11 protein-coding genes and 1 pseudogene are annotated in these 13,117 nt (G+C 64.0%); 5 read left to right on the top strand and 7 right to left on the bottom strand.

Annotation, left to right across the window (positions count from 1 at the left end; translation table 11 throughout):
• Positions 1-111: 111 nt before the first annotated feature.
• Complete coding sequence (locus tag VL973_RS12870) at positions 112-2,355, bottom strand: LPS-assembly protein LptD (RefSeq protein WP_325284427.1); 2,244 nt, start codon at positions 2,353-2,355, stop codon at positions 112-114.
• A gap of 194 nt (positions 2,356-2,549) precedes the next feature.
• Between VL973_RS12870 and VL973_RS12865 the strand changes: the two genes are divergently transcribed.
• From VL973_RS12865 to ndk, 3 genes are all read left to right on the top strand, one after another.
• Positions 2,550-4,007 (top strand): leucyl aminopeptidase, encoded by a 1,458-nt coding sequence (locus tag VL973_RS12865; protein ID WP_325284426.1) that lies wholly within the window; start codon positions 2,550-2,552, stop codon positions 4,005-4,007.
• A gap of 20 nt (positions 4,008-4,027) precedes the next feature.
• Positions 4,028-4,468, top strand: coding sequence for a DNA polymerase III subunit chi (locus VL973_RS12860; RefSeq protein WP_325284425.1), 441 nt, complete (start codon positions 4,028-4,030; stop codon positions 4,466-4,468).
• Positions 4,469-4,552: 84 nt separating this feature from the next.
• Positions 4,553-4,975: a nucleoside-diphosphate kinase gene (gene ndk, locus VL973_RS12855; protein ID WP_325284424.1), complete on the top strand. Its 423-nt coding sequence runs from the start codon at positions 4,553-4,555 to the stop codon at positions 4,973-4,975.
• Between the two features lie 144 nt (positions 4,976-5,119).
• On the opposite strand, the gene VL973_RS12850 is transcribed toward ndk, so the two are convergent.
• The 3 genes from VL973_RS12850 to VL973_RS12840 all read right to left on the bottom strand — a co-directional run bounded on the left by VL973_RS12850 (position 5,120) and on the right by VL973_RS12840 (position 7,556).
• Complete coding sequence (locus tag VL973_RS12850; protein ID WP_325284423.1) at positions 5,120-5,539, bottom strand: hypothetical protein; 420 nt, start codon at positions 5,537-5,539, stop codon at positions 5,120-5,122.
• 265 nt (positions 5,540-5,804) lie between these two features.
• Positions 5,805-6,062, bottom strand: coding sequence for a hypothetical protein (locus VL973_RS12845; RefSeq protein ID WP_325284422.1), 258 nt, complete (start codon positions 6,060-6,062; stop codon positions 5,805-5,807).
• 120 nt (positions 6,063-6,182) lie between these two features.
• Entirely contained in the window at positions 6,183-7,556 is a 1,374-nt protein-coding gene (locus VL973_RS12840) for a M20/M25/M40 family metallo-hydrolase (RefSeq protein WP_325284421.1), read from the bottom strand.
• 121 nt (positions 7,557-7,677) lie between these two features.
• On the opposite strand from VL973_RS12840, the gene ettA reads away from it, so the two are divergent.
• Both ettA and VL973_RS12830 read left to right on the top strand, forming a co-directional pair.
• The gene (ettA, locus tag VL973_RS12835) at positions 7,678-9,357 is read left to right on the top strand and encodes an energy-dependent translational throttle protein EttA (RefSeq protein WP_325284420.1); all 1,680 of its coding nucleotides are present in this window, start codon (positions 7,678-7,680) and stop codon (positions 9,355-9,357) included.
• 14 nt (positions 9,358-9,371) lie between these two features.
• Entirely contained in the window at positions 9,372-10,556 is a 1,185-nt protein-coding gene (locus VL973_RS12830) for a sensor histidine kinase (RefSeq protein WP_325284419.1), read from the top strand.
• A gap of 7 nt (positions 10,557-10,563) precedes the next feature.
• Here VL973_RS12830 and VL973_RS12825 read toward each other — a convergent pair whose 3' ends face one another.
• The 3 genes and pseudogenes from VL973_RS12825 to VL973_RS12815 form a co-directional block, all read right to left on the bottom strand.
• Positions 10,564-11,238: a TadE/TadG family type IV pilus assembly protein gene (locus VL973_RS12825; RefSeq protein WP_325284418.1), complete on the bottom strand. Its 675-nt coding sequence runs from the start codon at positions 11,236-11,238 to the stop codon at positions 10,564-10,566.
• On the bottom strand, positions 11,235-11,840 hold the full coding sequence (locus tag VL973_RS12820) for a TadE/TadG family type IV pilus assembly protein (protein ID WP_325284441.1): 606 nt from the start codon (positions 11,838-11,840) through the stop codon (positions 11,235-11,237). Before VL973_RS12820 ends, VL973_RS12825 begins: the two co-directional genes overlap by 4 nt.
• Positions 11,840-13,117 (bottom strand): annotated as a pseudogene (locus VL973_RS12815) (hypothetical protein); the annotation flags it as partial. The pseudogene VL973_RS12815 and the gene VL973_RS12820, both read right to left, overlap by 1 nt.

Genomic DNA, 13,117 nt, shown 5'->3' with positions numbered 1-13,117 from the left:
CCCCGCGCCCACCATCTTCCACTTGTTAGCCAAATCCGAAAACCCTCGTCTTGCGCCTCGTCGCGCCATCCATTTGTCGCGGGGATAACGCGACATGCCTGAACGCTGCCTTTAGCGCCCCAGGTTCGTCAACGCCAGCGTCAGCAGGAAGCTGTTGCCCGCGCGCGCATCGCCATTGTCCTGATAGTCGCGCCGCCATGTGACGCCCAGGCGCACACAGTCATCCTCATACTGCACGCCCAGCCGGTGGCGGATCGGCTCGAACCCGTCGGACAGCGACAGCGGGTCCTCTTCCGCATCGGTCAGGTCGACGGTCGCCGATCCGAAAACCGACCAGAAGCCGGCAAACGCCACGCGTCCGCCAAGGCGCACTTCCTCCCGGTCGCGCAGGTCCTCGATCGGCTGTTCGTTGTCGCGGTTCAGACGGAGATAGCCGACCAGCGCATAGGTCTTGCGCGAACCGACCGTCGCGTCGACCTCGTTCCGGCGAATGGCGAACCCGTCCTTGTCCAGCCGATAGCGGTGGGTGAAGCCCACGAACTGGCCGACGCGCACTTCGGTGCGGCCAACGATATCGGACCAGCGATCGGTCAGGCCCGTCCCCGCCGGGAACAGGGACGCGCGGTCGGTCAGGCGATAGCTCTGGCCGATATTGGCGTTGATGGACACGCCCGACAGGTCGAGCGCGTAATCGACACCGTAAGTGAAGCGCGTCGAATCCTCGAACCGGTCATAACCGGGAAAGCGGTTGAGCGCGAAAAGGTTGGAATCCTCAAGGTCGACGGCGCGCGCGTCCTCGTTCGGGATGGCCAGGTTTTCGATGTGCGGCGCGGCCACCATCTGCACACGCGGCGTGATGCGCTGATCGCCGCCGAACGCCTGACCGATGAACGGCCATTTCACATCGACCGCCACCGCGCCAATGCCGCGCGTGTTGAATCCTTCATCGCCGCGATAGATTTCGGTCGCGGTCAGCGCGGTCTGTTGCGTGTTGTAGATATCGCCGCGCGCGAAGGCGCTGAACGTCACTTCCTGTCCCCAGTCGGTGATACGGCGCAGTTCCCACAATGCCGATGCAAAGGCGCGCTGCGTGTCCTGACCGCCGTCGCGCGCGATCGCCAGGCTGTTAAGCTGGAACGTCACGCGCCCGCCCAGCCACGGGTCGGTCAGCCGGTGGCGGAAATCGATCTCCGGCAACGCGATTGGCTGAACCTGACCTACATCATCGAGCCGCAGCGACTGGACCGCCCAGCCCTGAATCGAGAAATAGCTGTTCTCGCTGATCCGCTGAAGCCCGATATTGCTCCGCAGCCGGTCGTCGCGCGAGATGTCGTAGCGGCGGAGGAACGTTTTGTCGGTCGCCGCCCGGATCGATCCGAACGCCGTCCAGTTGGGGTCGAGCTGTGCCCGGCCCACCGCATCGATATAGCCGCGAAAGGCATTTTCGCTGGTGGGCGCTACGCCGTCTTCCGTGACCAGATCGTCGCTGCGGCTGGAATAGGTGGCGTAGCCCGTTACCTCGAACGCGCCCAGGCTGTTATATTCGCGGTAATTGGCCTGCGCCATCGGCAGCGCGCCGGTAAAGACGTGCGGCGTCAGCGTCAGGTCGCGGTTCGGTCCCAGGTCGAAGTGATAGGGTAGTGCGAACTCCAGCCCGTTGACCCGGCTGATGCGGAATTGCGGCGCCAGCAGGCCGGGGGCATTGTCGGCGCCGATGGTGTGGCTGAACGCCGGCAGCGGCAGCGACAGACCGAACAGGGAGACGCGTGCGCCCTTGTAACGGATGCGCTTGGCGTCCGGATTGTAGATCACCTCGGCGGCCGTGATCTTCCAGCTTGGCTCCTTGGGGCAACCGGCGCTGTTTTCGACCGCGCAGGGGGTATAGGCGGCGCGGGTCACGCGCAGCACGCCACCATCCTGCCGCTCCCCGCGCTCGGCGGCGATGCGCCCGCCCTGTTCCAGCACGACCAGCATGTTGTTGATGACGCCGTCGCGCAGCGTGTCGGTCAGTTCGATGCGGTCGCCATAGGCGATATCGCCTTCGGGATTGGTGACGGCGATATTGCCCTCCGCCACGACCTGTCCGGTTTCGCGGTTCCACGTCACCTTGTCGGCGCGCAACCGCTCACCCTGACGGAACAGACGCACGTCGCCGCTGGCGTTCACCACTTCGGCGTTGAAGTCATATTCCAGCGTGTCGGCCGTGAAGTCGATCTGGTCGTCGGTGCGCGGCGCCGTTGCCACCACCGGGGGCGGCGGCGCGACCGGCCGGTCCTGAAGCTCCTGTCCGAACGCGGGCGCCCATGCGGCGAGCGTCAGCGGCAGCGCGGCGGTACGCAACAATGCCAGGCGCATGCGAATCGATCTCGTCCCCTTTGGCGCCGACCAGTCCATGTGATGGCGCAGACCCGCCCCTATCGCACCGCACAAGGCATCGCGCAATCGAGGCGGGTTTTGCCGGACGCCTTTGATCCCTAGATGGGCACAATGAGTCGTGCCCCCGTTGGTTGCACGGCCGCAACGAAGATGATGGAAAGGTTCGCCCGCGCATGAAGATCGAGTTTGTCGCAACCCCTTCGCCCGAGCTTGATGCGCGCGTGATCGCGGTGCCGGCCGGCGCCAATCCCCGGCTGGAGGAAAATGAGCGTGCGCTGGCGGAGGGCGCGGCGAGCGCGGCGCGGTTCGACGGTGAAGCTGGCGCGATGGTCGAGATTTTCGTCCAGCGCGAACAGGGTATCGGCCGCCTGATCCTGCTGGGCGTCGGCGGCGCGGACGAGGCAGATATGGAGAAAGCGGGCGGCGCGCTGGTCGCCCGGTTCCAGATGGCGGGCATCGACACGCTTTCGCTCGACCTGTCGGATGCAGGCGCGACGGCGCGCGGCGCGGCGCGGCTGGCGGGAGCGGCGGCGCAGCGTGATTGGCGGTTCGACGTGTATCGCACGACGCTGACCGACAAGCAGAAGCCGACGCTCGATCGGATCGAGATCGCCGGCGCGCCCGACGGCACCGATGCCGAATGGCGCGATGTGGATGCGCTGACCCAAGGGCTTGAGCTGACGCGGACGCTGGTGTCGGAACCGGCGAACATTCTTTACCCCGAAAGCTTTGTCGAACGGTGCCGTCATCTGGAGGAGCTGGGCGTCGAGCTGACGATCCTTGACGAAGCGCAGATGCGCGAACTGGGCATGGGCGCGCTGCTGGGCGTCAGCCAGGGTTCAGTGCGCGAGGCGCGCATCCTGGCGATGCGCTGGAACGGCGCGGGCGACAGCGGCGACCCCGATATCGCATTCGTGGGCAAGGGCGTGACCTTTGACACCGGCGGCATCAGCCTCAAGCCCGGCGCGGGCATGGAAGACATGAAGTGGGATATGGGCGGCGCGGGCGCCGTCGCCGGTGCGATGAAGGCGCTGGCGCTTCGCAAGGCACGCGCGAACGTGATCGGCGTGGTCGGGCTGGTCGAAAACATGCCCGACGGCAATGCCCAGCGGCCGGGCGACGTGGTCACGTCGATGTCGGGCCAGACGATCGAGGTCATCAACACCGATGCCGAAGGACGGCTGGTGCTTTGCGACGTGCTGACCTGGGTCCAGCGGACGCACCGCCCCCGCACGATCGTCGATCTGGCGACGCTGACCGGCGCGATGATTATCGCCCTAGGGCACGAGCATGGTGGCCTGTTCGCCAATGACGATTCGCTGGCGGAGGAACTGCTGGCCGCCGGGCGCGCCAGCGGCGACGCGTTGTGGCGCTTTCCGCTGTCGCCCGCTTATGACAAGCTGATCGACAGCCCGATCGCCGACATGAAGAATGTCGGGCCGCGCGGCGCCGGGTCGATCACTGCGGCGCAGTTCATCAAGCGTTATGTTGATGACGGCGTGCGCTGGGCGCATCTGGACATTGCGGGCATGGTCTGGGCCGACAAGCCCGGCGCAACGCATGACAAGGGCGCAACCGGCTTTGGCGTGCGCGTGCTGGACCGTCTGGTGCGCGACACGGTCGAAGGCTGACCGAACAGGGAGCGGGGGCAGTGCAGGTCGATTTCTATCATCTGACGCTGCGCCCGCTCGACCGCGCGCTGCCACAGATCGCCGAAAAGGTGCTGGCGGGCGGCGGGCGGTTGCTGGTGGTCAGCGGTGATGCGGAACAGCGCGCCGCAATCGACCGGCTGTTATGGACCTATGCGCCTGACAGCTTCCTGCCGCACGGGCAGGCCGGGCAGGGCGATGATGCGCTTCAGCCCGTGCTGATCTCGCCTGACGCCGACGTCGCCGTCAACGCGGCGGCAATGGTGGCGATCATCGACGGTAGCTGGCGTGAAGCGGCGCTGGCGTTCGACCGCGCTTTCCACTTTTTCGACGACGACAGCGTCATCGCGGCGCGCGATGCATGGCGCGGGTTGAGTGGTCGCGAAGGGGTTGAGCGACGATACTGGAAACAGACGCCGCGCGGCTGGGAACAGGCGGCCTGACGGGCTGCCTTGCACGCGCGCGCGGCGCCGATTAAGGCGCGCGCCATCCGAACCCCTTTCAAACCAGAACAAAGGATTTTCCGCATGGCCGTCACGCGCACCTTTTCGATCATCAAACCCGATGCCACGCGCCGCAACCTGACTGGCGCCGTCACCAAGATGCTGGAGGAAGCCGGCCTGCGCGTCGTTGCGTCCAAGCGCATCCAGATGACCCGCGAACAGGCCGAGGGTTTCTACGGCGTGCACCGTGAGCGTCCGTTCTTCAACGACCTGGTGGAGTTCATGATTTCCGGCCCGGTCGTGGTGCAGGTGCTGGAGGGTGAAGACGCCGTGACCCGCAACCGCGACATCATGGGCGCCACCAACCCCGCCAATGCCGATGCCGGCACGATCCGCAAGGAACTGGCCGAATCGATCGAGGCGAACACCGTTCACGGTTCGGATTCGGAAGAGAATGCCAGGATCGAGATCGACTTCTTCTTCAAGCCCGAAGAAATCGTCGGCTGATCGCCGTCATATCGCTTATCGGTGAACCGGGTCGGAGCTACACGCTACGGCCCGGTTTTTCTTTGGGCTGTGTTGGTGGTGAACCGATAAACGACCGCTTTTGGCGCGAAGGTTGAACGACCGATATTGGTGGAAAGCTGCCGTTTAGAGCCGCTGTAACCACGGCTGGTTGGTAATCGTCGTCTTCGGGTTTCGTGGCACCGGAAGAAGGCAGTTGGCCCGATAGATCGTCCTCCATCGGCCACAATCCATAAGCTGAAGGGCGCGTCCGCCGAGCGCACCACGGACTATTCGCGGGTCTCCTGCTACCCACGCGTCTAGCGCAATCTCGAACGTCGAGGCGCTTTCCTCAAATGGAAAGAAATAAGACCAGAAATCGGCAACCCCGAAGTTTAGCGCATCACCATTTTGAAGCCCGAGACTGATAGGCAGCGATAGCCCCTCTTGGGCTGGAAACTGCCAAAGCACTTCAACCGGAGCGTCAGGCTCAACGCTGAAGGTAAGCCGGTGCCGTTCGGCAAACCGAGTGAAAAGGGCCGTAGCTTCCTCGCTGTAGTCGGTCATGCGCTTCGCTATCTCTCATCATGCGAAAGTCCGCAATTGGGCGCTCCCCGACCGGAAGCATTTATGAGTCTACGACCTAGTAGGCCGATCCGGGCAAATCGCAACCGGGCGAACCCTTCCACCCACGCGCTGGCGCGCGGTCCATCTCCCCGTGACGGGGAGGTGCTTCTGTGCACGCGATACGCATGAAAAAAGGGCGCCCCGGAAAACCGGAGCGCCCTCTTTTCGAAAGACTTCACCGCGACGCCGAAGCGCCGCTCGCGAATTACATCGCGTTGGTGAGGTTCATTTCGCCCATGTCGTCGGCGTTGTCGGCAGCCTCTTCGAGGTTGTCGGCAGCGTTTTCGAGCGCCATTGCTTCGGCTTCGTTGCCGGTCATGTCAGCCATGGCTTCCATGTTGTCGGCTTCGGCTTCGAGGTTGGCGGCCATCATGTCGCCAGCGTTCTCCGCCGGGGTGCCCTGGTTGCACGCGGCCAGAGACATCAGGCCGGCGGCAGCAGCGACAAGAACGATCTTCTTCATGCTTTGCTCCCAAGCAAATCCGTTTCGTGCCCGGCCCGAATGCCGTCACGAAGCTGCCGCATTAGCGCGCGATCCGAACGCGTCAACGCTTAATTCTACTCGTCGCATGGGAAAGGCGCTTCATTTCGTCGCAGAAATGCGTTCCGGTGCGTCGGCGACGATGGCCAGCATCGCCGTCCATGCGGCCACATTCTGCCGCAATTGCGCGGGGTCCACCTTGTCCAGCGTGTCGTCGGGCGTGTGGTGCAGGTCGAAATATCGCGTGCCGTCCTGTTGCAGGTCGATGCCCGCCACGCCGTTCGCGATCAGCGCGGAAACGTCGGCGCCGCCGCTTGCCGGTTGTGTGCCGGTGGCGATTCCGAGCGGCGCGAGTGCGGCTGCAAGGCGATCGGCCAGCGGCTGATTCGCGGGCGCGAACCGCGTGTCGAGCCGCCAGACGCGATCCGCGCCGAAATCCGATTCGGCGGCCAGCACATGATTGTCGCCCTTGTGCGCCTCGAAATAGGCGCGCCCGCCAAAGATGCCGACCTCCTCCGCTCCCGCCCATAGCACGCGGATGGTGCGGCGCGGTTGGCCCGCGTCCATGATCCGCTTTGCCGCCGCCGCGACGATGGCGCATCCCGATGCGTCGTCGATCGCGCCGGTGCCCAGATCCCAGCTGTCGAGGTGACAGGCGACGACGACGATGCCCGCCGACGGATCGCTGCCGGGCACTTCGGCGATGACATTGCCCGAACTGCGGGTGCCCAGCACGCGCGGTGTCAGGATCAGGCGGACGCGAACCGGCTTGCCGCGCTCGATCAGCCGTTCGAGCTGTTCGGCATCGGGAATGGCCAGCGCGGCGGCGGGAATCGGGTCGGTGCCGTCGGGAAAGACCGTGCTGCCCGCATGGGGCATCCGGTGCGAGTCGGTGCCGATCGAGCGGATCAGGATCGCCGACGCGCCCTTTTGCGCGGCGATGGCGGGTCCGGCGCGACGCACGATGCCGTATGCGCCATATTGGCTGCCGTCCTGCGTGCGCGTCATGGCGTGGCTGACAAAAGCGATCCTGCCCCTCAGCGCACCATCGGGTTCGGCCTGAAGGTCGGCCAGGCTGGGGAAATAGACGATTTCGCCCTCCAGTCCGTCGACCGGGGTCGCCGCCGAGTTGCCGAGCGCGGTCAGCGCCAGTGGCTGCGAATGATCGCCCATGACTGCGCCCGTCTCGATACCGCGCACCCAGGTTCGAAGCGGGAACGGCTCGTCGCGGACATTGCTGAAGCCCATCGCGGTCAGCGTCTCGACGGCCCATTTTCGCGCCCGCGCCTCGGCCGGCGTGCCGGCCATTCGCGGGCCGAGTTCGGTGGTGATCGCCTCGGTAATCGCCCAGGCATAGTCGTCGTCCAGCGCCGCGTCGCGCAGTTCGGCGACGCGTTCATCGACGCCGGTCTGTGCGGCAAGCGGGACAGGCAGGGCGAGGGCGGCCAGCGCCGCGGCGATCAAGGGCTTGTGCATGGCCATATTGGTAGCGGCCGGGACCGGGGCGTAAAGGGGCGATGATTGCCAATCGGGGGGTGCGTCGCTATGTGCGCGACAACTTTCCATCACCCTTGATCCCTTGTCCGGAGACCGCTCAGTGGCCGCCCAATACGCCTTCGTCATGAAGGACATGACCAAGACTTTCCCCGGCGCGCCCAAGCCGGTGCTGTCGAACATCAACCTGCAATTCTATCAAGGCGCCAAGATCGGCATCGTTGGCCCCAACGGCGCCGGCAAGTCGACGCTGATGAAGATCATGGCGGGCGTGGACAAGGACTATACCGGCGAGGCATGGCCCGGCGAATATATCACCGTCGGCTATCTGGAGCAGGAACCCCAGCTCGACCCCGCCAAGACGGTGCTCGAAAATGTGAAGGAAGGCGCGCGCGAGACCGCCGATCTGGTCGAGCGCTTCAACGCGATCTCGGCCGAGATGGGCGATCCGCAGGACGACACCGATTTCGACGCGCTGATGGAAGAAATGGGCGAGCTTCAGGCAAAGATCGATGCGGTCGATGGCTGGACGCTGGACAACCAGCTTGAAGTCGCGATGGAGGCGCTTCGTTGCCCCCCCGGCGACTGGCCGGTCGACAACCTGTCGGGCGGCGAGCGTCGCCGCGTCGCGCTGACACGGCTGCTGATTCAGAAGCCGTCGATCCTGCTGCTGGACGAACCGACCAACCATCTTGACGCGGAAAGCGTGAAATGGCTGGAAAACCACCTCAAGGAATATGCCGGCGCGGTGCTGATGATTACCCACGACCGCTATTTCCTCGACAATGTGGTGGGCTGGATCCTCGAAATCGACCGCGGCAAATATTTCCCCTATGAAGGGAATTATTCGACCTATCTGGAAAAGAAGTCGAAGCGGCTGGAGCAGGAGGAGCGCGAGGAATCGGGCCGCCAGACCGCGATCCGCAACGAGCTGGAATGGATCCGGCAGGGCGCCAAGGCCCGCCAGACCAAGTCCAAGGCGCGTATCGCCAAGTTCGAGCAGCTGGTCGAACAGCAAAAGAACCGCACGCCCGGCAAGGCCCAGATCGTCATCCAGGTGCCCGAGCGCCTGGGCGGCAAGGTCATCGAGGCCAAGGGCATCACCAAGGCATATGGCGACAAGCTGTTGTTCGAGGATTTGTCGTTCATGCTGCCGCCGGGCGGCATCGTCGGCGTGATCGGCCCGAACGGCGCGGGCAAGTCGACGCTGTTCAAACTTCTCACCGGGCAGGAAACACCTGATTCGGGTGAGATCGACATCGGCTCGACGGTGCGTCTGGGCTATGTCGACCAGAGCCGTGACCATCTGGACGACAGCAAGAACGTCTGGGAGGAAATCTCCGACGGGCTGGATTACATGAAGGTCAACGGCCATGACCAGTCGACGCGCGCCTATGTCGGCGCGTTCAACTTCAAGGGTCAGGACCAGCAGAAGAATGTCGGCAAACTGTCAGGTGGCGAGCGCAACCGCGTCAACATCGCCAAGATGCTGAAAAAGGGCGGCAACGTGCTGCTGCTCGACGAACCGACCAACGACCTCGACGTCGAAACGCTGGGCGCGCTTGAGGAAGCGATCGAGAATTTCGCCGGTTGCGCCGTGGTCATCAGCCACGACCGCTTCTTTCTCGACCGTCTGGCGACGCACATCCTGGCGTTTGAGGGCAACAGCCATGTCGAATGGTTCGAGGGCAATTTCGAGGCCTATGAGGAGGACAAGCGCCGCCGTCTGGGCGATGCCGCCGATCGGCCGACCGCGCTTGCCTACAAGAAACTGACGCGCTGAGCGCAGGCGTGGCCGTGGTCGAGGAAGCGCCGTCCGATACCCCGCCGCCGGGCGGGGACGCGATCGAATATCGTCTGCAACAGCAGCGCATCCTTGCCGAGTTCGGCATGGAGGCGTTGCGGTCGCGCGATATCGACGCGATGCTGTGCCGCGCGACTGAACTGGCCGCGCGCGGCATGGGCGCGTATTTCTGCAAGTTCCTGTCGGCGCCTGACGCCGAACGCCGGATGCGCGTGATCGCAGGCGTGGGATGGGAAGCGGGCGTGGTCGGTCATGCCACGTTGGGCGGCGATCGTGAATCGCCCGCGGGTTACGCCTTTTCGACCGGAGAGCCGGTCATCTCGAACCATCTGGAACAGGAGGAGCGGTTCCGCACCCCCGACCTGATGGCCGAACACGGCATCCGCCGCGCGATCAACGTGCTGGTCGAGGCCGAGGGGGAGCGATACGGGGTCCTTGAAGTCGACAGTGAGGATGACGGCCAGTTCGATGCCGACGACCTTGCCTTCATGCAGGGTTTCGCCAATCTGATCGGCGTTGCGATCGAACGCCAGCAGGCCGAGGCCAAGCTGGCCGCAGCCGTCGAGCATCAGGAACTTCTGGTGCGCGAAGCCAGCCATCGGGTGAAGAACAGCCTGGCGCTGGTCTCCGCCATGCTGGTGCTTCAGATGCAGTCGGACGACGATCCGCGCGTCGTTCGCCTGTTGGGCGACGCGCAGGCGCGCATCACCGCCATCGCCCAGACCCATGACCAGTTGTGGCGCGGTGCGCGCGTCGGCATCGTCGCGCTCGACGATCTGGCGTGCGGGCTGGCGACCGCCCTGGCGGAACAGGCCCCCCGGCATGTGATTGATTGCGAGGCCGAGCCGATCGAACTGAGCGCGGACACGGCCATTCCGTTGGGGCTGGTGATGACCGAGCTTGTGACCAACGCGATCAAATATGCCTATCCCGATGGTGTGGGTGGCCGGATCGGCATCAGCATCGTCCGCCGCGACGGCCGGGTCGAAATGATGGTCGATGATGATGGCGTGGGACTGCCCGCCGATTTCGACCTCAAGGCCCAGTCGCGCGAAAGCCTGGGCACCCGCATGATCGTCAGCCTGACACGGCAGTTGAACGGCGAGATCGAAATGGGCCGCCGCGCGGACGGCCCCGGCACGCGCGCGCTGCTGAGCTTTCCCGAAACGGCGGTCTGAAACCGGGTCAGCAGGTCGAGGCCTGCTCCCCCTGAACTTCCAGAACGCCGTCGCCATTGGCATCGACATTCGACGCCGGCGTCAGCGCGCGCCGGTCGCGCACCATCATCGATGCGCTTTCCAGCATCTCGACATCGGGCATCAGGTCGACGCCCAGCACCGGGCGGTAATCATAGGCGACCTCGACCCACATGGTCGCGCCGTCGGGCGCGGCGATGACCTGTCGTCCGGCGGGACCGACCCCGGCAAGGTTGGTCTTGTTGTTGTCATGCGGCGAGTCATAATTCTTGGCACCGCGGCAGCGCTGCCAGCGGATGCGATAGCGGCCGTTGTTGGCCGGATCATTCTCGACGCTCGACACGATGACGCGCCCGCGTTCGAACAGGTCGAGCGCCCCCGCCTGATAGCCCGCGCCGGTCAGCAGGTCGTTCACATCGACTTCGTTGATCGTCTTTTGCTGCAACTGGGTGCCAGTGCCGATCCGCGCGGCATTGTCGGCCAGATGCAACGCGATCTGGCTGATCCGCATCCGCGTGATGACATAATTGGTCAGTTCGATGCCCGTCAGCCCCAGCAGCAGCAGCAGCGGCAGGGTGAAAGCAAACTCGATCAGCACGACGGCGCGGCACGAGGCGAGCAGCGCACGCAGCGATTGGCGGTTCGGGCGGGACCGCGGGGTCATGCGGGGCAATTCCGCTGCACCGGCGCGGCATAGCTGTTCTGGTCCGAATAGGGCTGGTTCTTCAGCACGGTCCGAGCAATGATCCGGGTGTCGCCATCGGCCTGGCCCAGCATCTTCTTGACGGGAAACATCGGCGGATATTCGACCGTCACCGTCACGACCGTCGCGTCCTTTGCGCCGCCCTGGCCGCCATTGCCGCCGTCGGCGTCCCAAGTATTGTTGTGATTTGCGTCCTCATAGGCTTCGCCGGCATCGCAGCGGTCATTTTCGTTGGTGTCGATCCAGTCCTCCGCCCGCGCGGCGGCGGCGTCGGAAAAGGTCCGATAGAATCGCCGCTGGATGTCGGGCGTCGTCGTGTTGTTCAGCGCGCGCACCTGATCGCGCACCATCTGGTCGAGCAGGTCCAGCCGCTCCTCGGTCGTGTTCGATTCCAGCGTCGAATCGCGCGCGGCTTTTTGCAGCGCGCCCTCGACTGCCGCCTGCATGTAGAGCGTGTGGCCGAACTCGAACAAACCCATCAGCACCAGGAAGAATGCCGGGGCGATCATCGCGAACTCGATCGTCGACACGCCCTTGCGGTCGCTGAGCAGCAAGCGGCGCATCACTTGATGAGCCTCAACGCCGAAATCTGGTCGGCGATCGACCGGAACGTCTGTTGCAGCGCGGCAGAGTTGCGCGCAGTGAAATAGCGGCCCTGCGACGCGCATTCCTCAAGCCGGGTCTCGGTCGCACTGTTTGAGCCGGAGCCGAACGAAATCACCCACAGCGTGATGTTGAGGTTCCTTACTTCCCGACACAGCGCACTGAACCGCGCATTCACTTCGTTGTTGAAGCCGGCGCCGGGGTTGCCGGGATTGGCGACGTTGCGACGGTCATACCAAGGCACGCCGTAAGCCGAATAACCGAAGTTGCTGGTGACGGTATCGCCGTCGGTCATGAAGATCAGGTGGCGCTCGATCTCGCCGCCCTGTGGCGTATAGGCGTTATCAGCGGCGAAAATCCCGTTGGGCGACATTAGCCGTGCGCCCCACAACAAGCCGATATCGTGATAGGTGTTTCCGTTGGGCTGAAGGCCGTTGACATAGGTCGAGAACGCGCCGGGGTCGTTCCAGCGTTGCAAAAGCCGGCTTTCCGTCGGGCAGGAGTAGCTTTCATACCCGCCACGATCATTGGTTGCCAAAACCTGGTCACGCGTGAAGTTGCCGTTATTATCGTAACGCGTGTAGATCGCCCCGCGCAGCAACGGGCCCCAGCGGCTGTCCGAGGAGTCGGGCACCCGATTAATATCAAGGTCGATGGCTTGTTGTTTCGGGATCGGATTAAAGTTCGTGCCTGTGATGGTCCTGCGTTCCTCAATGCAGCCATCCCAAGAAATTGTCCGATCAGCGCCTTCAAAGCCAAGCGGTAACCGAAGGTTGCGGTCCGCTTTCCAGGCGGAACCGTTCTTCAGACCGCTGACATTGTGTTCGACCGGCTCGTAGATCCAGTGAGAGAACAACGTCACCGTTTGGCGCTGATAGCGCGTTTCCTTGGTTTCTTTCTGGCCTGAACAAGTGCCGCCGTTGGCGCTGGTCCAGGCATTTTGGTTTGTGGTGTAAATTTCCTCGATCACGATCCGCGTATTGCCCGAAGTCGTCTCGTTACGAGTATAAAGCTGGTTGGCTGCCGCCTGGTTGCAATAAAAATACGGCACGTTGGTTCGCTGCTCGGCGCGATAAGTCGACCGGGGGTATCCGCTCATAAGAACCCATTGATCCTCCTGTCGCGTTTGCGGGCGGCGCGATTGATAGGTCCAGCGATCGTTGAAATAGGCGGTGGGCAACAGGTAGCCGACATTCACATTTGTGTTGTAGGGCACGAATCCGAACCGGACCTGCAC

The organism is Sphingomonas sp. (genome assembly GCF_035490575.1).
In the GTDB taxonomy this organism is placed as follows: domain Bacteria; phylum Pseudomonadota; class Alphaproteobacteria; order Sphingomonadales; family Sphingomonadaceae; genus Sphingomonas.
Note: the sequence above shows the minus strand (reverse complement) of the source record. Positions and strands in the feature narration are given on the sequence as shown.

Bases quoted from the DNA above. Each gene is read 5' to 3' on its own strand.
- VL973_RS12845 (WP_325284422.1), bottom strand. From the start codon at position 6,062: ATGAAGAAGATCGTTCTTGTCGCTGCTGCCGCCGGCCTGATGTCTCTG.
- VL973_RS12865 (WP_325284426.1), top strand. From the start codon at position 2,550: ATGAAGATCGAGTTTGTCGCAACCCCTTCGCCCGAGCTTGATGCGCGC.
- ndk (WP_325284424.1), top strand. From the start codon at position 4,553: ATGGCCGTCACGCGCACCTTTTCGATCATCAAACCCGATGCCACGCGC.
- VL973_RS12870 (WP_325284427.1), bottom strand. From the start codon at position 2,355: ATGCGCCTGGCATTGTTGCGTACCGCCGCGCTGCCGCTGACGCTCGCC.
- VL973_RS12850 (WP_325284423.1), bottom strand. From the start codon at position 5,539: ATGACCGACTACAGCGAGGAAGCTACGGCCCTTTTCACTCGGTTTGCC.
- VL973_RS12825 (WP_325284418.1), bottom strand. From the start codon at position 11,238: ATGACCCCGCGGTCCCGCCCGAACCGCCAATCGCTGCGTGCGCTGCTC.
- VL973_RS12820 (WP_325284441.1), bottom strand. From the start codon at position 11,840: ATGCGCCGCTTGCTGCTCAGCGACCGCAAGGGCGTGTCGACGATCGAG.
- VL973_RS12840 (WP_325284421.1), bottom strand. From the start codon at position 7,556: ATGCACAAGCCCTTGATCGCCGCGGCGCTGGCCGCCCTCGCCCTGCCT.